This is a genomic window from Acinetobacter sp. CWB-B33 (assembly GCF_039655955.1).
GTDB lineage: Bacteria > Pseudomonadota > Gammaproteobacteria > Pseudomonadales > Moraxellaceae > Acinetobacter > Acinetobacter bouvetii.
On sequence record NZ_JAGFEU010000003.1, the window covers coordinates 158,559 to 177,672 of the forward strand.

20 protein-coding genes, 2 tRNA genes and 1 pseudogene are annotated in these 19,114 nt (G+C 47.5%); 11 read left to right on the top strand and 12 right to left on the bottom strand.

The features are described 5' to 3' along the window. Window positions 1-21 precede the first annotated feature (21 nt). Complete coding sequence (gene ssb, locus JZ784_RS10075) at window positions 22-612, top strand: single-stranded DNA-binding protein (protein ID WP_346314784.1); 591 nt, start codon at window positions 22-24, stop codon at window positions 610-612. A gap of 121 nt (window positions 613-733) precedes the next feature. Next, entirely contained in the window at window positions 734-1,156 is a 423-nt protein-coding gene (locus JZ784_RS10080) for a hypothetical protein (RefSeq protein WP_346314785.1), read from the top strand. 342 nt (window positions 1,157-1,498) lie between these two features. On the opposite strand, the gene JZ784_RS10085 is transcribed toward JZ784_RS10080, so the two are convergent. After that, complete coding sequence (locus tag JZ784_RS10085; protein ID WP_346314786.1) at window positions 1,499-1,963, bottom strand: hotdog fold domain-containing protein; 465 nt, start codon at window positions 1,961-1,963, stop codon at window positions 1,499-1,501. A 106-nt stretch (window positions 1,964-2,069) separates the two neighbouring features. On the opposite strand from JZ784_RS10085, the gene JZ784_RS10090 reads away from it, so the two are divergent. Both JZ784_RS10090 and ahpC read left to right on the top strand, forming a co-directional pair. Next, on the top strand, window positions 2,070-2,741 hold the full coding sequence (locus JZ784_RS10090; RefSeq protein ID WP_346314787.1) for a TetR/AcrR family transcriptional regulator: 672 nt from the start codon (window positions 2,070-2,072) through the stop codon (window positions 2,739-2,741). Between the two features lie 194 nt (window positions 2,742-2,935). Then, window positions 2,936-3,499, top strand: a complete 564-nt coding sequence (ahpC, locus tag JZ784_RS10095) for an alkyl hydroperoxide reductase subunit C (RefSeq protein ID WP_346314788.1) — start codon at window positions 2,936-2,938, stop codon at window positions 3,497-3,499. Window positions 3,500-3,628: 129 nt separating this feature from the next. Here ahpC and JZ784_RS10100 read toward each other — a convergent pair whose 3' ends face one another. Both JZ784_RS10100 and ycaC read right to left on the bottom strand, forming a co-directional pair. After that, window positions 3,629-4,552, bottom strand: coding sequence for a LysR substrate-binding domain-containing protein (locus JZ784_RS10100; RefSeq protein WP_346314789.1), 924 nt, complete (start codon window positions 4,550-4,552; stop codon window positions 3,629-3,631). A 101-nt stretch (window positions 4,553-4,653) separates the two neighbouring features. After that, on the bottom strand, window positions 4,654-5,280 hold the full coding sequence (ycaC, locus tag JZ784_RS10105) for an isochorismate family cysteine hydrolase YcaC (RefSeq protein ID WP_026253441.1): 627 nt from the start codon (window positions 5,278-5,280) through the stop codon (window positions 4,654-4,656). Window positions 5,281-5,639: 359 nt separating this feature from the next. On the opposite strand from ycaC, the gene JZ784_RS10110 reads away from it, so the two are divergent. From JZ784_RS10110 to JZ784_RS10120, 3 genes are all read left to right on the top strand, one after another. Next, a complete protein-coding gene (locus tag JZ784_RS10110) occupies window positions 5,640-6,521 on the top strand; it encodes a pirin family protein (RefSeq protein ID WP_005006844.1) in 882 nt (293 codons plus the stop codon). A 419-nt stretch (window positions 6,522-6,940) separates the two neighbouring features. Beyond that, window positions 6,941-8,239, top strand: coding sequence for an FAD-dependent oxidoreductase (locus tag JZ784_RS10115; RefSeq protein ID WP_346314790.1), 1,299 nt, complete (start codon window positions 6,941-6,943; stop codon window positions 8,237-8,239). A 3-nt stretch (window positions 8,240-8,242) separates the two neighbouring features. Beyond that, the gene (locus tag JZ784_RS10120) at window positions 8,243-9,070 is read left to right on the top strand and encodes a class I SAM-dependent methyltransferase (RefSeq protein WP_346314791.1); all 828 of its coding nucleotides are present in this window, start codon (window positions 8,243-8,245) and stop codon (window positions 9,068-9,070) included. Between the two features lie 51 nt (window positions 9,071-9,121). On the opposite strand, the gene JZ784_RS10125 is transcribed toward JZ784_RS10120, so the two are convergent. The 4 genes and pseudogenes from JZ784_RS10125 to JZ784_RS10140 all read right to left on the bottom strand — a co-directional run bounded on the left by JZ784_RS10125 (window position 9,122) and on the right by JZ784_RS10140 (window position 10,545). Continuing rightward, window positions 9,122-9,197 (bottom strand) — tRNA-Thr (locus tag JZ784_RS10125). A 128-nt stretch (window positions 9,198-9,325) separates the two neighbouring features. Continuing rightward, window positions 9,326-9,553 carry a hypothetical protein gene (locus JZ784_RS10130; protein WP_005006850.1) on the bottom strand — a complete coding sequence of 76 codons (228 nt, stop codon included), beginning with the start codon at window positions 9,551-9,553 and terminating at the stop codon, window positions 9,326-9,328. A gap of 598 nt (window positions 9,554-10,151) precedes the next feature. Then, window positions 10,152-10,271 (bottom strand): annotated as a pseudogene (locus JZ784_RS10135) (Arm DNA-binding domain-containing protein); the annotation flags it as partial. Between the two features lie 184 nt (window positions 10,272-10,455). Then, window positions 10,456-10,545 (bottom strand) — tRNA-Ser (locus JZ784_RS10140). Window positions 10,546-10,669: 124 nt separating this feature from the next. Between JZ784_RS10140 and JZ784_RS10145 the strand changes: the two genes are divergently transcribed. Continuing rightward, window positions 10,670-12,550, top strand: coding sequence for a potassium transporter Kup (locus JZ784_RS10145; RefSeq protein WP_005006860.1), 1,881 nt, complete (start codon window positions 10,670-10,672; stop codon window positions 12,548-12,550). Between the two features lie 73 nt (window positions 12,551-12,623). Here JZ784_RS10145 and JZ784_RS10150 read toward each other — a convergent pair whose 3' ends face one another. Continuing rightward, entirely contained in the window at window positions 12,624-13,298 is a 675-nt protein-coding gene (locus tag JZ784_RS10150; RefSeq protein ID WP_346314792.1) for a hypothetical protein, read from the bottom strand. Between the two features lie 271 nt (window positions 13,299-13,569). Here JZ784_RS10150 and JZ784_RS10155 point away from each other — a divergent pair, with 271 nt between their 5' ends. Both JZ784_RS10155 and JZ784_RS10160 read left to right on the top strand, forming a co-directional pair. After that, window positions 13,570-14,658, top strand: coding sequence for a DNA/RNA non-specific endonuclease (locus JZ784_RS10155; protein ID WP_346314793.1), 1,089 nt, complete (start codon window positions 13,570-13,572; stop codon window positions 14,656-14,658). Window positions 14,659-14,722: 64 nt separating this feature from the next. Further along, window positions 14,723-14,968, top strand: a complete 246-nt coding sequence (locus JZ784_RS10160) for a hypothetical protein (RefSeq protein WP_346314794.1) — start codon at window positions 14,723-14,725, stop codon at window positions 14,966-14,968. A 359-nt stretch (window positions 14,969-15,327) separates the two neighbouring features. Here JZ784_RS10160 and JZ784_RS10165 read toward each other — a convergent pair whose 3' ends face one another. Continuing rightward, a complete protein-coding gene (locus tag JZ784_RS10165) occupies window positions 15,328-16,326 on the bottom strand; it encodes an AraC family transcriptional regulator (RefSeq protein ID WP_346314795.1) in 999 nt (332 codons plus the stop codon). 106 nt (window positions 16,327-16,432) lie between these two features. On the opposite strand from JZ784_RS10165, the gene JZ784_RS10170 reads away from it, so the two are divergent. Beyond that, window positions 16,433-17,050: a hypothetical protein gene (locus tag JZ784_RS10170; RefSeq protein ID WP_346314796.1), complete on the top strand. Its 618-nt coding sequence runs from the start codon at window positions 16,433-16,435 to the stop codon at window positions 17,048-17,050. A 242-nt stretch (window positions 17,051-17,292) separates the two neighbouring features. Here JZ784_RS10170 and JZ784_RS10175 read toward each other — a convergent pair whose 3' ends face one another. The 3 genes from JZ784_RS10175 to hisF all read right to left on the bottom strand — a co-directional run bounded on the left by JZ784_RS10175 (window position 17,293) and on the right by hisF (window position 19,047). Continuing rightward, the gene (locus JZ784_RS10175; protein ID WP_346314797.1) at window positions 17,293-17,667 is read right to left on the bottom strand and encodes a hypothetical protein; all 375 of its coding nucleotides are present in this window, start codon (window positions 17,665-17,667) and stop codon (window positions 17,293-17,295) included. Window positions 17,668-17,773: 106 nt separating this feature from the next. After that, window positions 17,774-18,154, bottom strand: a complete 381-nt coding sequence (locus JZ784_RS10180; RefSeq protein ID WP_346314798.1) for a hypothetical protein — start codon at window positions 18,152-18,154, stop codon at window positions 17,774-17,776. Window positions 18,155-18,285: 131 nt separating this feature from the next. Continuing rightward, a complete protein-coding gene (gene hisF, locus JZ784_RS10185) occupies window positions 18,286-19,047 on the bottom strand; it encodes an imidazole glycerol phosphate synthase subunit HisF (RefSeq protein ID WP_304512060.1) in 762 nt (253 codons plus the stop codon). Window positions 19,048-19,114: the final 67 nt, after the last annotated feature.

The following is a 19,114-nucleotide window of genomic DNA, read 5'->3' on the forward strand; positions in this document are numbered from 1 at the left end:
TAGATAGGATGTAAACATCAGATGCGCGGTGTAAATAAAGTTATTTTAGTCGGTACATTAGGCCGAGATCCAGAAACAAAAACTTTCCCGAACGGCGGTTCGCTGACTCAGTTCTCGATTGCAACCAGCGATTCTTGGACAGATAAAAGTACAGGTGAGCGTAAAGAGCAGACCGAATGGCACCGTATTGTGCTGCATAACCGCTTAGGTGAAATTGCGCAGCAGTACCTGCGCAAAGGCTCTAAAGTGTACATTGAAGGTTCTTTGCGCACCCGCCAATGGACCGACCAAAACGGTCAAGAGCGCTACACCACAGAAATCCGCGGTGAACAGATGCAGATGCTGGACAGCAGCCGCCCGCAAGGTGAGCAAGGCCAAGGCTTTGAGCAGCCGCGTTTTAACAATAACAATGGCCAGCAAGGCGGTTATAACAATAACCAATCTGGCGGTTACGGCAATCAGGGCGGCAATAGCCAAAGCGGTTATGGCAATCAAGGCGGCAATAATCAGGGCAGTGGCTATGCCAACAACAACCCGAGCGGTTTTGCGCCTAAAGCTCCAGCAGCGCCAGCGGCTGCTCCAGCAGATTTGGATGATGACCTTCCGTTTTAATCTGCTAACTTGCTGAAAAAATTAAAAACCCTTTGCTTCTGCAAAGGGTTTTTTGTTTGATCGCTAGCCCAAAAAAGCGATAACCTGAATTGGCACATCAATAAGAAACCAAGGCGTTCAAATGAAAAAAACATACTGGGGCACCGCTTTTTTGATGTGCGCAGCGGCGAATGCGCATGCTGCGCCAAAAACGGGCCATTGGGTCAGCGTCTATCAGGATGAGTATGGAACTGCGCTGGTGGATATTCATTCTGCGGCAGCAGCGGCGTTGCCGGAACAGGCAGGATTAAAAAAGTTTGGCTATAAATATGTGTATACCTATGGCGTGCCATCTCTAAAGATTGAACCCAAAGGCTATGTCCAGGCAGTGCATGTGGTGAATTGCGCAGCACAAACGCGCGCATACCTTCTTAGCCAGCGCTTTAAGGCCAATGGAACAGCCATGGAAAAAGCGGTTGCAATGCCGGGATATTTTGAAACGATGGACTTAAGCGCAGCGGAAGTGAACGCACTGTATCAGTACATGTGCAAGGCAGCGCCTTAAGCCGCTATCTATGGGCTTATGCCAAATGGAGGGCTGGGAGGAATTTCAGCCCGCATGCCTTGGGGGAAATTTTTATCGAGCAATATGTGCATTTTTAAGGCCGCTCAATCAAGGCAGGATACTTGCCGCAAAGGCATGACTCCATGACTGAAAAATAAGGCCTCCTGCTGTAAATACTTTTTGTGTTCTATGCGCGTTTCAAAAGATCCGCCGCATATGCTTGATGGCAAGGGATGAAGCGCTATAGCGCTTCATCCCTTGGCCATTTGATGAGATAAACATGCTCATTGAGAACGGCAGATCATCATTAAACTGCATTCATATTGCAAATATGCGCCGATTTTACGCTTTTAATGATACCCACATCATAATGACGGCTTTAAATACGACTTCATTTTGGCTGTTTCTGACCTCGACATTTACCGGATAATCACTGCCGTCTGCCCATGTGAAATCAGCTATGGCCGGTGCCGCGGCTGCTGTTAAATCAGTTTCGGCTTTTTTCAAATATTCGACCGTCATGCCCTTTGGAATCCAGCGGTGCGTAGAGGGTACAGTGACATCTGTCATAGAGCCGCCTGCCAGCTCTGCCATGTTGCACATGGCTATGGCATGGACCGTGCCGATATGATTCAGCACAGCGCGCTGCTTCTTGATTTTAATTTCACAGTAATTCGGTTCCAGCTGTACAAAGAGCGGGGCGATGCTGCTGAAATAAGGCGCTTTCAGGCAAATTAATTTTGAGAACGCCCATTTTCCGCCTGGCGCGCCCGCCAGTTTTTTCCATACTGTAAGAGCTTGGCTCATTGGTTTATTCCTTGGTTGTTTGAACAGAGTGTAAAACAGAATAATATTCTGTAAATATGGCTGCGCAGACGGATGCGTGCTTTTAAAATGCCATCAATGAATTATCATGGGTGCAGAACCACAGGCGGATGCCATTATGCAGAATCAGCAATTGCTGGAACGGGTGTACCGCGGCAAAAGATTTGCGCTAAAGCGCCAGATCTTGGCGGAAGCGCTGCAGTGTTTTTTAGAACAGGGCATTGAAACCGCCACCATTGAAATGATCCGTGAGCGTTCCGGCGCCAGTGTCGGGGCGATTTACCATCATTTTAAGCATAAGGAAGGCTTAGTGGCCGCACTGTATGTTTGCGCAATTCAAGATCAGGCCGAACGCCGTGATCAGGCGTTGCAGTCTGCACAGAATTTGCAGCAGGGCATTCAAATCATTATTGCAAGCTATATTGATTGGGTCATGGACTATCCTGATTTTGCCCGTTTTTTATATGCAGCCCATTTCAGTATTTCGAAAAGCGCGCAGCAAGAAGAGCTTAAGCAGAAAAATGCGGCGCGCAATCAGCATCTGCTGGCGTGGATGAAACAGCAGCCAGATTATGCGGTGATTCAGCAGGTTCCGCATGAACTGTTTTTATCATTGATGGTCGGTTCAACAGAAAGCTATTGCCGTGCATGGCTATCAGGGCGGGTAAAAACTGCGCCGCAAAGCTATAAAGCCGCTTTTGCTCTGGCGGCTTGGAGCAGCTTTGAACAGCTGCAGGCGCAAAATGCCGCAGCGGGATGATCTGTTTTGCCCGCTAAAGCCCAAACGGCGCGAAACATAACTGCTTTCGATTAAAAAGCGCAAATCAATTGAAAATATTAATCTGATAATTCGATTGTTATTATAAAAAACAACTGTTTTACCAATTTTTAAATCTTGCGTATTCTAGCTTCAACAGATAAGCACTCCCCCAAAATGTTGAAGAGGAAAATGAAATGAGCTTGATCAATACTGAAGTAAAACCGTTTAACGCAACAGCCTATAAAGCTGGTCAATTTATTGAAGTGTCTGAAAAAGACATGATTGGCAAATGGTCTGTGGTGTTCTTCTATCCAGCAGATTTTACTTTTGTATGCCCAACAGAATTAGGTGATTTGGCAGACCATTATGCCGAATTCCAGAAAATGGGCGTAGAAATTTACTCAGTTTCGACCGATACCCACTTTACGCATAAAGCATGGCACGATTCTTCTGAAGAAATTAAGAAAATTGAATATCCAATGGTGGGCGACCCAACATGGGCCTTGGCGAAAAACTTTGACGTGCTGATTGAAGCTGATGGCTTGGCGGACCGCGGCACATTTGTGATTGACCCTGAAGGTAAAATCCAAATTGTAGAAATCAACGCCGGCGGCATTGGCCGTGACGCTGCTGAATTGCTCCGCAAAGTGAAAGCGGCGCAGTATGTCCATGCGCACCCGGGCGAAGTATGTCCTGCAAAATGGAAAGAAGGTGAAGCGACGCTGGCGCCATCAATCGACTTGGTCGGCAAAATCTAACCTGAAGCTGCATAGCATTCAGTCATAAAAAACCAGCCGGAAAGGCTGGTTTTTTTATTGCATAGACTCTGGCAAGAAGCCGGTACTGGCATCTGGCGCAATTTCAGCGCTTCACACGGCCTTTGCTTGTCATAGCGTATAGCCTTGATGATTTTCCGCATTGGCGCGCAGCCCTTCCACCAGATGCTCAACCAGTTTTTCCATGACCAGCCGCTGGCCTTTGCGTGACGCATACACCAGCTGCACTGTGCCGACATTGGAGCACCAGTCTGGCAGCAGGTGAATTAGGCGGCCGGCCTCAATATCCTTTTTGACAGTTAAATACGGCAAGTCGGCAATGCCAAGCCCGTCGATGACGGAATAATACACCCCTGCAAGGTCATTGCTTTTGATCCGGGGCTCTAAAGGAATTTCTATCTGTTCCTGACTGCCGGTATGATGGAGCAGCCACTGATAATGCGGCTTCTGTGTCCCTAAAACGATGGCGGGATAATCATTGATTTCAGTTGGAAACAGCAGGCTGCGGCCATTCAGCAGTTCGGGGCTGGCAACCAGGCAATGCGTGGTTTTAATCACATCCCGCACCACAATGCTGGAGTCTTCATTGGCTTGAAAATTGGTGCGAATCGCTAAATCAATATCATCATGCAGCACATCCACACGGCGGCTGGTCAGCTCCATTTCAATTTGAACTTTTGGATAGGCTTTTAAGAATTGATTCAGCAGGCTGCGGATCTGGTAGCGCATCATGACCGAGGGGCAGCTGATTTTAATCAGGCCCTGCGGTTCGCTGGTTTGCTTCAGCAAGACATTGTGCGCGCATTCCACCTGATCAATGACTTTCTCGCATTCTTGGAAAAACTCCTGACCCAGCGGCGTCACTTTGAAGTGGCGGGTGGAGCGCTGAATAAGGGTCACATTGAATTGCGCTTCCAGATCCAGGATGCGCCGGCTGAGCTTGGACTTGGTGATATTGGATGCATCGCTGGCGGCGCTGAATCCGCCATGCTTCACCACAAGATAGAAATAATAATAATCATCAAAGGAATGCATAAGTCACCAGTAGGGCTGAACAAGCGTGATGGGCTTGAGCATCATACGTGAAATTGCTGGGGCTTAATATGCGGGAAGCGGCCTAATGGCCGCTTCAGGTTTTATTTCTGTGCGGTATTTTGCGTGTAGCTGTTGATCAGGTTGCGGTAGTCGGGGATATGGTTGCCGAACAGCGCGCCCAGGCCTTCAATGTCGTTGCGCCAGTCGCGGTGCAGTTCACAGGCTGCGCCGAACCAGGTCATCAGCTGTGCGCCGGCTTGCGACATGCGCTCCCATGCAGAATCACGGGTTAAATGATTAAACGTGCCTGAAGCATCCGTAATCACAAAAACATCAAAGTCTTCTGCAAGGGCTGACAGTGTTGGAAAGGCTACACAGACTTCAGTAACCACACCGGCAATGATCAGCTGCTTTTTGCCTGTCGCTTTGACTGCTTTGACAAAGTCTTCGTTGTCCCACGCATTAATTTGGCCGGGACGGGCAATATAGGGCGCATCTGGAAAAAGTTCTTTCAGTTCAGGTACGAGCGGGCCATTCGGGCCCTGTTCAAAACTGGTGGTTAAGATGGTTGGGAGGTTGAAATACTTGGCTGCTGCAGCCAGCGCCAGCACGTTGTTTTTAAATTTATCCGGATCGATATCGCGAACCAGTGAAAGCAGTCCAGTTTGATGGTCGACTAAAAGTACGGCTGCATTATCTTTATCTAAACGTACGTAAGGTTTGCCCATTTTCTTTTCCTCAGAAATTCGATGCATGATATGAATTGCGCGTGATGCAATTCCAGAGCGGGGCATTATGCCCGGCATGTAAAATGCTGTAAGGCCAGCGTCTAAAGCGCAGATGTAAAGCCTTGCGCTGTTTAAAAGCATAGGGCTAAAAATAGGATAATCCCAGCGTAAAAATGAGAAAAACAATCCTAATTGCGGGATGATCTGAAGATGAAGCATAGCGTTGTCCAATTGGGTGCTTATTCTAAATAGATTGTTTTATTTATAGGATTGTGTGTGCTGATTTGAGGCTACCCGCCAGCATGGTAAAAGGCTACGATGGATCCCATATTCATCCTATTGCAGATAGGAGTCAAAAGATGAAAAAAGTTATCGGTGTCTACCGCAATCATCAAATGCATTGGGTCGGTGACGGTTTCCCGGTGAAAAATCTGTTTTCTTATGACCGTTTAGGCCAGGCCATCAGCCCGTTCCTGCTGCTCGATTACGCCGCGCCGTATCCTTTCGCGCCAACGGCTGAACAGCATGGTGTCGGTTCGCACCCGCACCGCGGCTTTGAAACAGTGACTCTGGCCTATCAAGGTGAAGTTTCACACAAAGATTCGGCGGGCGGCGGCGGCACGATTCAGTCTGGAGATGTGCAGTGGATGACTGCGGGCGCTGGTGTGGTGCATGAAGAATTTCATTCTCCGGACTTTGCCAAAAATGGCGGCGTGTTTGAAATGGTACAGCTTTGGGTGAATCTGCCGGCAAAGGACAAAATGACCGCGCCGAAATATCAGGCGATTTTAAAACAGGATATTCCAGTGCTGGAGTTTGCGGATCAAGCCGGGCATCTGCGGGTAATTGCAGGCGAATATGCAGGGCAGCACGGGCCAGCCAGTACGTTCAGCCCAGTGAATGTTTGGGACGGCGTTTTAAAAGCAGGCCATGCAGAGCTGATGCATGTACCCGTAGACCATAATGTCCTGCTGGTGCTGCTGGAAGGTGAATTGCTGCTGAATGGCGTGCAAAAAGTTGCAGACAGCTCGATTGTCATGTTTGCCCAAGACGGCGATCCAGCCCTTCAGCTGGAAGCGGTACAGGATGCGAAATTCCTGCTGCTGACCGGTAAAGCACTGAATGAGCCGATTCAAGGCTATGGCCCTTTTGTGATGAATACCAAAGATGAAATTATTCAGGCATTTAATGATTTTAATGCAGGCAAATTCGGCGAAATTCCAATTCAGTCTGCGGAATGATTCAGAAAAACGGCATTATTGATGCCTTAAAAAAAGCCCCTGACCAATTCAGGGGCTTTTTTTTGCGCTGCCGCTGCTCTTGCTTTGCCTTATTTAAAAGCGTGATGTGCATAAATTTCAGGATGAGATGTTTTTTAGCAGCGGCGATAGCCGCCTATCTGCCTTCAAGTCAAACGCCCGTTGAAAAAAAGTCAACTGAATCATTTTGTTTCTCAACCGCTTTATTGGGATTGTATCAATGAAACTCGCTTGATGATGCCAGCGGCTGCGCCTGTTCAGATGCCGAAAAAAGGAAAATCCGCTTTTTGTGGGTTTTTGTATCCGCTACTGAAAAAACCGTAATCTGGTAGTTTTTAATAACCTGTTTTTTACTGGCATGGGTCATAATTTTATAAAAGTTTGACACATGGAATAGCAGATTGGATATTGCAGTCATCGGCAGCGGCATGGCTGGGCTTGCTGCCGCAAGAATTCTAAAAGACGCAGGGCATAAGATTACAATTTTTGAAGCGTTGCCTGGACGCGGCATGGACAGTCACAGCACCGAATTTGAAGGCGGCCTGATTGATGCGCCGCTGCGGGTGATGAATCCGCATCTTTGGAGCAATACGCTGAGCTTAGCCGCGTACTTAGGCATTAAAACCTTCCCTGTCCGCACCTATATGGCCTGCAGCTGGCTGTTTGAAGATAAGACAGAAACCTGGCTGACGACGACGCGCAGCCGCATTGGCAATTTCCCGATTATCAATAACCGCAAAGGCATTCAGCAGTATGGCTGGCGCCTGGTGAAGGGCATGCTGCAGCTGAAAACGGCCATTGCGAAATTTTTCAAATCCAAAGATCAAGACATCACTTTGGCGGAATTCATCAACCGCAATGAAATCGAAGAAGTGTTCTGGCATGGCGCGGTCATGCCGGTGCTGTATACCATCTGCACCTGCAATCCGAAAACTATTGGGGAATGGCCGGCAAAACCGCTGCTGGTATTCTTGCGCCAATTGACGGATGGCGATGCGCTGCTGCGCATTCAGGGCGGCACGCCTGCACTGGTGAACAAGCTGATCGAAGGCATTGAGATTGTCAGCGGTTCAGCGATCACGTCTGTCAAAGAGCAGGGTGAAAAAGTGCTGGTAGAAAACAATCAAGGTCAAGTGACTGAATTTGACCGTGTCGTGGTGGCGACGCCAACGACAAAAATTGAAGAATTTTTAGATAAGGCGCAGTTTGCGGATGATATCGCGCTGCTGAAAAAATTCAAATTTGAGCAGGGCGATTTGGTGATTCACACCGATCAGACGGTAATGCCGCCAAAACGCAAAGACTGGGCAGTGCTCAGCTATATGATGGACCGTCAATTCACCAAGCAGCAATTTACCGTGTGGCTGAACTCGATTGAGCCGAGCTTGGTGGGTAAAACGCCTATTTTCCAAACATGGCGCCCTGTGACGCCAATTGACCCGAAAAAAATCATTTCCAAGGTCACATTAACCCGAGCAGTGGTGGATTCTGATACCGTTGCGCTGAATAAAGAACTGCAGCAGCGCCATAAAGCGCAAGACCGCAAAGTGTTTTATTGCGGTTCATGGTCGTGTGACGGCTTGCCGATTTTAGAGTCTGCCGTGACTTCCGCGATGCATATTGCAGAAATTTTTGGCGCGCCATTGCCGTTTGTGGGATTAAAACCTAAAGTGGAGGTTGCCCCGCAGCTCGGTTATTAATACATGAAATGGCTTCAAGCATTCCGCAAACAGTTTCCGCATAAGTACGCAATCAATGCGCAGCTGCTGGGAGATGATGCAGAACTGGCTTGGAGCAATTTAGGCTTTTGGCAGGCGGATACGCGCTCGTATCCGCAGGCTTGCCAAGCCCTTGCCGATCATTTGGCGCAAGCGCTGAAATTGGCTTCACATGATCAGCTGCTGGATATTGGCTGCGGCCAGGGCGCCAGCCTGCAGCACTGGCTGCATGATTATCAAATTCAAAGGCTGTCTGCTGTGGAATTGCAGCCGGCATGCATCGAAAAAATTCAAAAAAATTTAAATTCAAAAGCAGACATCCGCTGCGCATCCTTTTTAAATTTAAACACTGTTTTTCCGGATCTGCGGTTTGATGTGGTGCTGTGCATTGATGCGGCCTATCACAGCGCTTTAAATTCATTCTTGTTCTCTACATCATCCGTTTTAAATTCAACAGGCCGTTTGGGCTTTCATTATTTAATGCTGTCTGAACAATATGTGAATTTAAATGCGTTGCAGAGATTGAAATATCAGGCTTTGCTGAAAGCAGCAGATGTCAATCTGCATGATTTAATGAATCAGAAAGAATTGCAGCAGGCTTTGGAACAGGCTGAATTTACAAATATTCAAATCGAGGATATCAGTGAGCAGGTCTTTGCCGGCTTTGCGCATTATGCAGAAACGGTTTTAAACACTGCAGAAGCATCAAAAGGGGTGGATTCTTTTAAAATTAAAATGACTGCCAAGCTGTGCCGGAGGCTGTTTGAGAGCGGGATAGTCCGATACGTGCAGGTTGCGGCGCAGAAAGGCTAAAACACACGATCCAGAAACATCAAAGCCTCACTGAAAAGCGAGGCTAAGAAATGGTGCCGGCACACGGATTCGAACTGTGGACCTACTGATTACAAGTCAGTTGCTCTACCAACTGAGCTATGCCGGCGTTGTGAATGCATTCTACAGATTTTTTTTTAAGGTGCAAGCCAAAAAGTGAGCGATTGAATAGGCCGTTTCAATTGATGAGGGCATAGCGGGAGATTCCTGTTATGCCCTGCAGAAAGGAAATGTTTTTTATTTGCTGCGAAGGATCCGGTCTAAGTCTTGAGCGCATTCTTCAAGGGTAAATGCGGTGTCCAGCTGCAGCTGAGGTTTCAGTTCATTGGCTAGAATCCGCCATTGTTCGATGAGTTTAAGGGCTTTTTGAATCTTATGCTTATTAATGTCCTTGGCTATGGTTGGCGTGTAGCCGCCGCGTTTCGCATTCTTGATCTGTTTGACATAGTTTAGGCTGTTATTCATGAGCTCTCCCGAATAGCAGTTATTTATGCTGATTGGTTAATGGCGCTTTCAAATACGGTGTGGATCAAGTGGAATGTGAGTTTAAATTTTTTCAAATACATCAAATGAAGATCAATGGATTGTTTTTTATTGTGCAATACCCTGAAAAAATTGCATTAATTCTTTTTATCACAGACTTTGCCAATTGTCTTTAGGCGGTAAATTTTCTATTTGTAAGAAAACGTATCAGTAAAGCCGGTCTATAGGATGCTCTGATTGATAGTTAACTGGCTGTTTTCCGGCTGTATTTTTGACGGTTATGGTTGTTTTTAAGGCGCGGTGCTTTTTAAACGTCGGGCTAGGGCCAGATCCGTATGCAGCGATAGTGCAGCATTGAAATAAAATGGCTGGGAATAGGCGATGCGCTGGCTTCTTAAGATTTGCCTCATCTTGTTGGTTGATATTAGAGATGTTCATTAAGCTGAACCAGTTTAATGGCAATCCTCAGAAGCAGAAGTTGAGCACCTTTGTCAGCCGCATCCTACGATGCGGCTTTTTTTATGCCTTAAATTGAACAGCCTTTTCATCTTGAAATCACTTAGAGAACAGCGCTGGGCGTCTGAACCAGTAGAGTTTCAGGATATGAATCCATGCTGCAGATATTTTCTTTAGCATTGAAGCGAAATTTCATCCGCCAAAATTTTCCGCCTGAAGGGGGAACTTCCAGATCCATATTTTTTTATCAGCAGATTGGGTTTTCTTTTTTGGGTGTAATTGGGGAAAAATGGATTATAGCCCCAGTGATACTTGCGTCTAGATCGGGGTTGCAACAGATAAAACAGATATCATTAGACACAAAAAAAGCCTAAATCCTTTAGATTTAAGCTTTTAAAGACCTCATAAATCATCATGAGAGTAGAATATGGCGGTGAGAGAGGGATTCGAACCCTCGATACGCGCAAACGTATACACACTTTCCAGGCGTGCTCCTTCAGCCACTCGGACACCTCACCATATGCGCGGTGGATAATAACCAAAAAATACCGGACTGCCAAGCTGAAACAATTGATTTAGAGAAAAACTTTTGCCTTGATGATATGATTCGCAAAAATACTGTCTAAAATTGAAGACATAAATATGCAAAGTCCTGCACAAAAAGCCGCACTGCCTGCGATTACCTTAGCAGCCTTAGGTGTGGTATTCGGAGACATTGGCACCAGCCCGCTGTATGCGCTGCGCCAATGCTTCCTCACTGCGCATCTAGCCATTTCAGAAGCGTCGGTGCTGGGTATCCTGTCGCTGATTTTCTGGTGCATGATGCTGTCGATCAGCTTCAAATACGTCACCATTATTATGCGCGCAGACAATAACGGCGAAGGCGGCATTATGTCTTTGCTGGCGTTGAATCTTCGAACCACGCTGATCAGTGACAAAAAAAAGGTTTATTTAATTGCATTGGGCTTTATTGGCGCATCGCTGTTCTTTGGCGACGGCATTATTACGCCTGCAATTTCAGTGCTGTCTGCAATTGAAGGCTTAAGCATTGCGACGCCCATCTTTAACCAGTGGCTGGAACCCTTGTCGATTGGCATTCTGACGGGGCTGTTTTTAATCCAGCGTCACGGTACAGGCACCATGGGTAAATTTTTTGGCCCAATCACGCTGCTGTGGTTCATGTCTATTGGCTTCTTCGGCATATTGAGCATTTTGCAGACCCCGCATGTACTGCTGATGATCAATCCAGCTTGGGCGTTCAGTTTTGTGGTCAATCAGCCTTATGTGGCCTTTTTGACTATGGGCGCCGTGATTCTAACCATGACGGGCGGCGAGGCTTTATATGCGGATATGGGGCATTTTGGCCGCCTGCCAATCAAATTGGCATGGTTTATTGTGGTGATGCCTTGCCTGTTGCTGAGCTATGCCGGGCAGGGCGCGCTGCTGCTGCGCAATCCGGAAGCATTGGCAAATCCGTTCTATATGCAAATTCCAGACTGGGCGCTGTATCCAATGATTGGCTTGGCGACAGCCGCTGCGGTCATTGCTTCTCAAGCGGTCATTACGGGCGTATTTTCGATGGTGAATCAGGCCATTCAACTGCGCTATTTGCCGCGTTTGACGGTGCGCCATACCTCAGATGTAGAACGCGGGCAAATTTACTTGCCGTTCATTAACTGGACGCTGTATATCTCGGTGCTGATTTTAATTCTGCTGTTCGAAAACAGTGAAAATTTAGCCAGCGCTTACGGTGTTGCCGTGACCATGACGATGCTGTGCGGCACGATCTTAATTTCCGTATTGGCCTATAGCTTATGGCGCTGGCCGCTATGGAAAGTCGCGCTTTTTGCAGTGCCGTTCTTATTGCTCGATTTTATTTTCGTTGCCTCAACCTCGCTGAAAATTCTTTCAGGCGGATGGGTGCCGATTTTAATTGGCGCAGTGCTGTTCACGATTTTGATGACTTGGAAAGATGGCCGCGCGCTGGTCTTTAAGCGCCTGGAAAAAGATTCATTGCCGATTGATTTGTTTATCAAAAGCATCGGCTTCAGCAATGAAACCAAGTTTGTGCCTGGGGATGCGGTATTTTTAACCGGAACGCCAAATATTGTGCCGCATGCCATGCTGCATAATATTAAGCACAATAAGGTGCTGCATGAGCGCAATATCATGGTGACCGTGATGACGCGGGATATCCCTTATGTGTCAGACGCGGAACGCTGCCGGGTCGAAAAGCTAGATGACCGTTTTTACCGCATTACCCTGGATTATGGTTTTAAAGATCAGCCGAATATTCCAGAGGCGCTGGAAAAAGCCTATGCAGAATTAGGCTTTGAGTATGATTTAATGCAAATCAGCTTCTTTATTTCGCGCGACCGCATTATTCATACTTTGGGGGAAGGCATGTCGCCTTGGCGTGAAAAGCTGTTCATTTCCATGCAGCGCAATACCAGTCCAGTCAGTGATTTCTATCAGATTCCAACCAACCGCGTGGTGGAGCTGGGCAGTCAGATAGAGATCTAGGGGCGCCAAATCAGAACAATAAAAAACCAGAGCAAGCCTCTGGTTTTTTATTGCGCAAAGATAAGCTTTCAAGTTATTGCGCAATCGCCTCTGCCGGAGCTTGCGGCGCTTCAGGAGAGGCTTGAATTGCAGCGTCAGCCACTGGTGTTTCTGGCGCAGCCTCAGCAGCTGCATTGGCATCCGGCAGTTCTGGTGCGGCGCCTGACATGCTGTCGCTATTGGCAGGAGCCTCCGCATTCACTGGGGCCGCTGAAGAGGAGGACAGAATCGGCGCAGCGGCGGCTGTATTGGCAGGCGCCTGCATTTCAGTCTCGGCTGGCTCTAGGTTCAGTGCGCTTTGCGCATCCTGAGCTGCTGCTGGGTTTGCCTGATCGGCGCCAAGATGGGCATTAGCAACCTGGGTATTATTCAATTCGGCTGGCGCCATGGCATCAGCGGATGCCTGCTCAACAGCAGCCTCATTGGCCTGTGCAGCATCTAAGGGCTGTGCGCCGGCAGGTGCGGGCTCACCGAGGGCGATGCTGGCTTGCTGCGCTGCGGCATCGGCAATACGCACTTGGCCGCTGGCTACTAATTCTTGAATAGAGCCTTGCTGACCGTTGACGGTGGTGGTGATTTTCACTTGTGACAGGCTTTGCAGCGTATCGCCCGGCTGAATTGGCGGTTCTGCCATAGCAGCGGCGCTCATTAAGCCGGAGATGAGGCCTAAACCGATGATCTTTGCTTTCGCTTTCGTCTTAGAATGCATAACGACTCCCAAATAATAAAATTCTTTTGCATATCCTTCGTCGTTTTACCTTGTCATAGTTATTCTGCCAGTTGCAATGAAACACACCGAAAGTCTTCAATCGCGCGTATAAAGTTCAATACACGCGCGACAATTTGTTACACCGACTGCTGTATTGTTGGACAATTTTTGCATAATTGTTAATCAAAGCAAAAAAAGCTCCGTATACTTCCTGCAGGGCGCTTGCTAAGCTCGTGAAAAATAGTTCTTTTTAAATGTAAATGTTGTGGTAATGGCCAAAAAGAAAAGCAGTTCAGGGCAGATTTTGACCCGATTATTCAATCAAAATGGCGTCAAAATGATTTTAGGCGTCGTGGCTGCGGGAAGTTTTGCCTTTGCATTTGGACAAGAAAAAATACAGCAATTTGTTGCATCGGCAACGCCATCCAATTCGGCATGTCTGGATCAATTTTACCGGGATGTGCCGCCGTATTTAATGAAAGACAGCCTGAATAAGCACAGTTATCCGCTGTGCTTCAACGGCTTTAATGTCATGTATTCAGGCGTTTCAAAAACGCCACTGTGGGTGGCGGAAGCGCTTACGCCAGAGCGCTTGAGCCAGAAAATCCCGCGGGAAGACAGTTTCCATGAAGAACCCCGCGTAGCGCAAGAGCATCGGGCGCTGCTGTCGGATTACCGCGCTTCAGGCTATGACCGCGGCCATATGGCGCCGAATGCCGACATGCCGACCAAAGACGCGCAGTTTGACAGTTTTTCCTTGGCCAATATGGTGCCGCAGGCGCCCAAAAATAATCAGCAGGTCTGGCGCGAGCTGGAAGAAGCGGTCCGCGCCTTAGCAACCAGGCAAAAGCAGGATGTCTATATTGTTTCAGGCCCCGTTTTTGCTGCGAAAAAGCTTAAAACTATTGGCAAAGGCGTGATTGTGCCGACCGCCACTTATAAGGCGGTATATTTGCCAAAAACAGGCGCAATCGGCGCGTATTACGCGCCAAATGATAATTCGCTGCAGGTGAAAATTGTCAGTGTCTGCTATTTGGAAGAGCAGCTGGGCATTAATCTGTTTCCGCAACTGACAGAAGAACAGAAACGCAATACCTATAATTTGCCCTTAAAGGCGACGGCAGTGAAAGCGGCTAAGCCGATTGACTATTCGCACTGGGATGCTGAGAGCCAATGTGCTGAAGAGGTGGATAACAGCGCGCTGCAGGCCATGCAGAAGCAATTTAAATCCGCAAGGGGGACATCTTCTCATGCGCAAAACCAGGATGCTGCATCTGGGCTGGATGCTTCTGCGCAGGATGCAATTGTCAAACAGCTGATAGAAGCGCTGCTGCAATATATTCTGCAGTTGTTGAAATAATGTTCCTGCATTAGGATGGCAGGAATGCGGTGCAGATTTGATAACAACAAGATAAGGGAAAATTATGTTTAAGCCTTATGAACATGGCACAGAATCACATGCAATCCATGATTTAACCGTTGAAAATGCTGAAGATTGCGTCAGCCTGTACGGCAATTTGCAGCTCACCAAAGATCAGGCGGGGTTAAAAGCCGCCAAAGCGTTGCAGGCTGTGCTGAATGATGTCGTAAAAGCGCTGGAAGGCGAGGCTGATTTGCCTGAAACTGTGCCGCGGGAACAGGGCCGGGAAATTGAAAATCCATTTCTTTAAAATCTAGTCTGTATAAAAGCATTCTGCATGGAATAAAAAAAGCGCCATAAAATGCGCTTTTTTATGGGGCATATGGCCCATTTGAAGGCCTCAGCAGTTTGGAGCTTAGCCTTCTTGGGTCACATTTATAAATCAGCGCGCCCATCACTTGGAAAATCATATAGGGAATGAAGCCTTTGCTGCTGAAGCGCTCGCCAGCCCATCAGCCAAAAGGCACCAATTCATTCTGCAACATATTTATAAACTCTCCAGAAGCTGTTTTTTTGGTGACCTATACTGATTGTTTTTTATAAGGCACTAAACTTATTGCATTATTTATGCCGAAATAATGGCATGAAGAGAAAGAGCATTACAGCGCCCTACAGATTGCGCAGCCGCCATTGTTGCGGTGTCAGCTGCTGCCATTGCTTGAATGCCCGCTGAAAAGCGCTCTGTTCCGAATATCCCAGCAGCAGGGAAATTTCCTGCAGGCTTAAATGCGGATCGCGCAAATATTCTTCAGCCATCATGCAGCGGATTTCCTGCATGCGCTGCTGATAGGTCGTGCCTTGCTGCTGCAGATGGCGCTGCAGCTGGCGTACAGAAATATTCAGCTGAGTGGCAATATGTTCAATTTGAAATAAATTTTTCTGCAGCCCTGTTAAGATGGCTTGCTGCAGCCTGTGGTCGGTTTGGGTAGTATTCGGTAGTTTTTCCAGCAGCGCATGGGCTTGCTGTGTCAGCAGCTGCTGCAGGGTCTGATCGCCCTGAAAAAATGGTTTTGACAGTTCCTGCACCGGCATCAGCACCTGCGAGCAGGGCTGGGAAAAGCGCACTTTGCAGCGGAAATACTGTTCATACAGCGCTACATGTTTAGGAGCCTCCGATTGAAAATGAACTTCACTCAGGCTGATATCTTTAAAGTCCATAAAATGCTTTAAAAAACCGACCATCAATGCAATGGCAACTTCATCGGTCAATTGAGTCGTCATGTTTTTAGGCAAGTCAGACCAGCGGATCGAGAGCAGGCCATTTTCTGCCGAGACCTGCAGTGGTGAGCCGTCATAAACCAAACGGTGAAAGTCATGATAGCGGTGCAGCGCTTCTCCCAGATTTTCACAGGACATGGCAATATAGGCGATGATGCCTAAATGTTTAGGCTGAACCAGTTCCGCAATTTGCAGGCCCAGCGCCGGACGCTGCAGCTGCTGATCCAGCGCCGTCAGTAAATCCCGCCATAAGATATAATCAAAGCGTTCTAAATTTTGCACCCGCGCCAGCTGTTCTGGAATAGCCAGCGCCTGCGATTGATAAAACGCGTAAAGCAAATGTCCAAGGCCGCCGTAGACTGAGCCGGTATAATTCTTAAGCTGCTGCATTTTTTATTTTTGGATATTGTCGTGATTTGTCAATAATATTCAAAAAACAGGTCAAGATCTAGTCTTTTGCATTCTCTATAGTCAGTTGAATAGAGGGAGAATGCATATGTTGAAAGGTTTTATCGCGGGTTTGGTGATTGCGAATGGATTTGAATGGGTTGCGCACAAGTACATCCTGCACGGCACGCACCGTGCCGGCAAGCCGCGCTACAGTCCTGTGCCGGACAGCATGAAGTCGCATTGGGAACATCACCGCGAGGTGCGGAAAACGGACTTTCACGATCATGGCTATGTGGAAGGATTCAGCAATTGGCGCACCAAAAATGAAATCATTTCATTGGCGGTGGTTGCAGGCGTTTTTGCGCCGCTGTTTTATCCGGTTTCTAAAGGCATGAGCCTGTCTGTACTGTATGCGGCCGGCAATTATTACTATATTCACCGCCGTGCGCATTTAGAGCCTGAATGGGCCATGAAGAAAATTCCATGGCATTATGACCATCATATGAATTCCAATCAGGATGCCAACTGGTGTGTCACCAAACCGTGGTTTGACTACATCTTGGGAACCCGGGTAATTTCATCGCCAGAACTGCAGGAATTAAACCCGCTGGGCATCGCTTTGCCGAAGGCGCTGTCTGATGGCTTGAATTGGGCGGTCAGCCGCATCCGTCCTGCGAAATGGGTCGAGAAGAAAGCGGCAATGCTTGAAAATGCCGCCGCTTAAAGAATTACTGCCGGAAAAGGGCATGACGCAGGCCAGTTTGTCGTGTTTGGTCAATAATTTGCGGCTTTATTGTCAATATTTCGAAGCAGTGTTTATTTTATAGTCGCTTAATCGGAGGCATTCACCTGTCTCCGTGAAACTGTTTGTATATTTCACTGGTCATTTAAGATAACCGAGCGCTGTAATTTTCTTGGTTTATAGGAGTCTAAGGACTCCTTTTTTTTTGCCTGCTGTTTTTTCTTTCAGCGTGGAATTGATGCATTTTGCTGATCAGCTTGCAGTGCTGTCATCATCCAGCGCCCGTTCCAGTCTTTGATATCCCCTGCATAGCGGAAACAATAGCGCTTGCTGTGCTGAAGCTGCGCCATCTGCGGAAGATGTTTTAAAGCAGGCGGATCAGCATTGAATTCGATAAATTGATATTCATCCATTCGGAACTGAACAGCCGTTTCATGTTGGCCTTTCCGACCCCAATTGAATTTAACCAGCCGGATGAATTCAGCGCATTGGCTTTGCTGCTGATGTGAATCCAGCGCTTTTTGATAGCGCATTTCACGATATTGATTTAGCCCGAAGAGATAAGCATATAAATAGCCTGCGATTATCAGTATGACCATGATGCCCTGTGTTTCCTGCCTGATTTTCAATACATAAGTCTGCAGGCCAAATACGATTAGGCCGCAGAAGGCGATGGCAAATAAAAGCGGTGTTTAAATACATGTTCTATTCAATTTTAGTCAGTGTAAAGAACAGTCCATTTCGCTCTTGAGCGGTGAGCGTGTATTGGAAACAAACAGGCTGCTCTGGCTGCAAGCTTGTTAATACTGAAAGTGGTTTAATCACTGGCCTGCTGCCGGTAAAGCTGAATGAAACGCCCAATTCATTTGAAAACCTATAGATATGTTCAACGCGGTCTGATCGGCCAAAACGCTCATGCACCACTTTTGTCTGCTCAATGAATTTGCCGCAATGACGAATTTGATTCGGAGACTGTAACGCTTGTTTATATTTCCAATGATGGTAAAGCGTGACGCCGCTATAAAGTGCGGCGCCCATGACCGCAAGTATAAAAAAATCAACTATCTGTTTTGAAGTGATAGGCATTTTTTAGTTTCAAGATATTCATTTTATTGTGTTTATTATATCGTCAACAGTTTAAGTATGAATTTCTATTTAAAATAAAAAAGAGCGCTGAAGCGCTCTTTTTGTAAATCAAATTTTTATGCTGCCGTTAATTAAAGGCGCATTTCAATGCCTTGCTCTGCCAGATATTTTTTCGCTTCTGGAATGGTGTATTGGCCAAAGTGGAAAATCGAGGCCGCCAATACCGCATCAGCGCCGCCTTTTAAAATGCCGTCCGCCAAATGCTGCAGATTGCCCACGCCGCCGGAGGCAATGGTTGGAATGGTGACGCGGTCATTGATATTGCGCATCAGCTCCAAGTCATAGCCGGCTTTGGTGCCGTCCGCATCCATAGAGGTAACCAGCAGTTCTCCTGCGCCAAATTCCGCCATTTTCACGGCCCATTCAATCGCGTCAATCCCCGTTGGCTTGCGGCCGCCGTGGGTGAAAATTTCCCACTTATTGTCGCCGGTCTTTTTGGCGTCAATAGCCACAACAATGCACTGCGCGCCAAAACGCTGCGACGCTTCCTGCACAAATTCTGGGTTATAAATGGCCGCTGAGTTGATGCTGACTTTATCTGCGCCGGCATTCAGCAATAAGCGGATATCTTCCACTTTACGCACGCCGCCGCCGACAGTCAGCGGCACAAAAACCGACTCCGCCATGCGTTCAACGGTCCGGTAAGTGGTGTCACGGCCGCTTGAGGTCGCGGTGATGTCCAAGAAGGTGATTTCATCTGCGCCTTGTTCATTATAGCGGCGCGCTACTTCTACTGGATCGCCTGCATCACGGATATCAAGAAATTGAACGCCTTTCACCACGCGGCCGTTGTCGACGTCGAGGCAAGGAATAATACGTTTAGCAAGCATAATTTTTTCCAATAATTACAGCCGATTATGAAACTCACCCGCTCAAGCGCTACACCTTGGCAGATTCAGC

What these genes read in the sequence shown, in the direction of transcription:
- ssb (WP_346314784.1), top strand. Translation starts at nt 22, where the DNA reads ATGCGCGGTGTAAATAAAGTTATTTTAGTCGGTACATTAGGCCGAGAT.
- JZ784_RS10080 (WP_346314785.1), top strand. Translation starts at nt 734, where the DNA reads ATGAAAAAAACATACTGGGGCACCGCTTTTTTGATGTGCGCAGCGGCG.
- JZ784_RS10085 (WP_346314786.1), bottom strand. Translation starts at nt 1,963, where the DNA reads ATGAGCCAAGCTCTTACAGTATGGAAAAAACTGGCGGGCGCGCCAGGC.
- JZ784_RS10090 (WP_346314787.1), top strand. Translation starts at nt 2,070, where the DNA reads ATGGGTGCAGAACCACAGGCGGATGCCATTATGCAGAATCAGCAATTG.
- ahpC (WP_346314788.1), top strand. Translation starts at nt 2,936, where the DNA reads ATGAGCTTGATCAATACTGAAGTAAAACCGTTTAACGCAACAGCCTAT.
- JZ784_RS10100 (WP_346314789.1), bottom strand. Translation starts at nt 4,552, where the DNA reads ATGCATTCCTTTGATGATTATTATTATTTCTATCTTGTGGTGAAGCAT.
- ycaC (WP_026253441.1), bottom strand. Translation starts at nt 5,280, where the DNA reads ATGGGCAAACCTTACGTACGTTTAGATAAAGATAATGCAGCCGTACTT.
- JZ784_RS10110 (WP_005006844.1), top strand. Translation starts at nt 5,640, where the DNA reads ATGAAAAAAGTTATCGGTGTCTACCGCAATCATCAAATGCATTGGGTC.
- JZ784_RS10120 (WP_346314791.1), top strand. Translation starts at nt 8,243, where the DNA reads ATGAAATGGCTTCAAGCATTCCGCAAACAGTTTCCGCATAAGTACGCA.
- JZ784_RS10130 (WP_005006850.1), bottom strand. Translation starts at nt 9,553, where the DNA reads ATGAATAACAGCCTAAACTATGTCAAACAGATCAAGAATGCGAAACGC.
- JZ784_RS10145 (WP_005006860.1), top strand. Translation starts at nt 10,670, where the DNA reads ATGCAAAGTCCTGCACAAAAAGCCGCACTGCCTGCGATTACCTTAGCA.
- JZ784_RS10150 (WP_346314792.1), bottom strand. Translation starts at nt 13,298, where the DNA reads ATGCATTCTAAGACGAAAGCGAAAGCAAAGATCATCGGTTTAGGCCTC.
- JZ784_RS10155 (WP_346314793.1), top strand. Translation starts at nt 13,570, where the DNA reads ATGGCCAAAAAGAAAAGCAGTTCAGGGCAGATTTTGACCCGATTATTC.
- JZ784_RS10160 (WP_346314794.1), top strand. Translation starts at nt 14,723, where the DNA reads ATGTTTAAGCCTTATGAACATGGCACAGAATCACATGCAATCCATGAT.
- JZ784_RS10165 (WP_346314795.1), bottom strand. Translation starts at nt 16,326, where the DNA reads ATGCAGCAGCTTAAGAATTATACCGGCTCAGTCTACGGCGGCCTTGGA.
- JZ784_RS10170 (WP_346314796.1), top strand. Translation starts at nt 16,433, where the DNA reads ATGTTGAAAGGTTTTATCGCGGGTTTGGTGATTGCGAATGGATTTGAA.
- JZ784_RS10175 (WP_346314797.1), bottom strand. Translation starts at nt 17,667, where the DNA reads ATGGTCATACTGATAATCGCAGGCTATTTATATGCTTATCTCTTCGGG.
- JZ784_RS10180 (WP_346314798.1), bottom strand. Translation starts at nt 18,154, where the DNA reads ATGCCTATCACTTCAAAACAGATAGTTGATTTTTTTATACTTGCGGTC.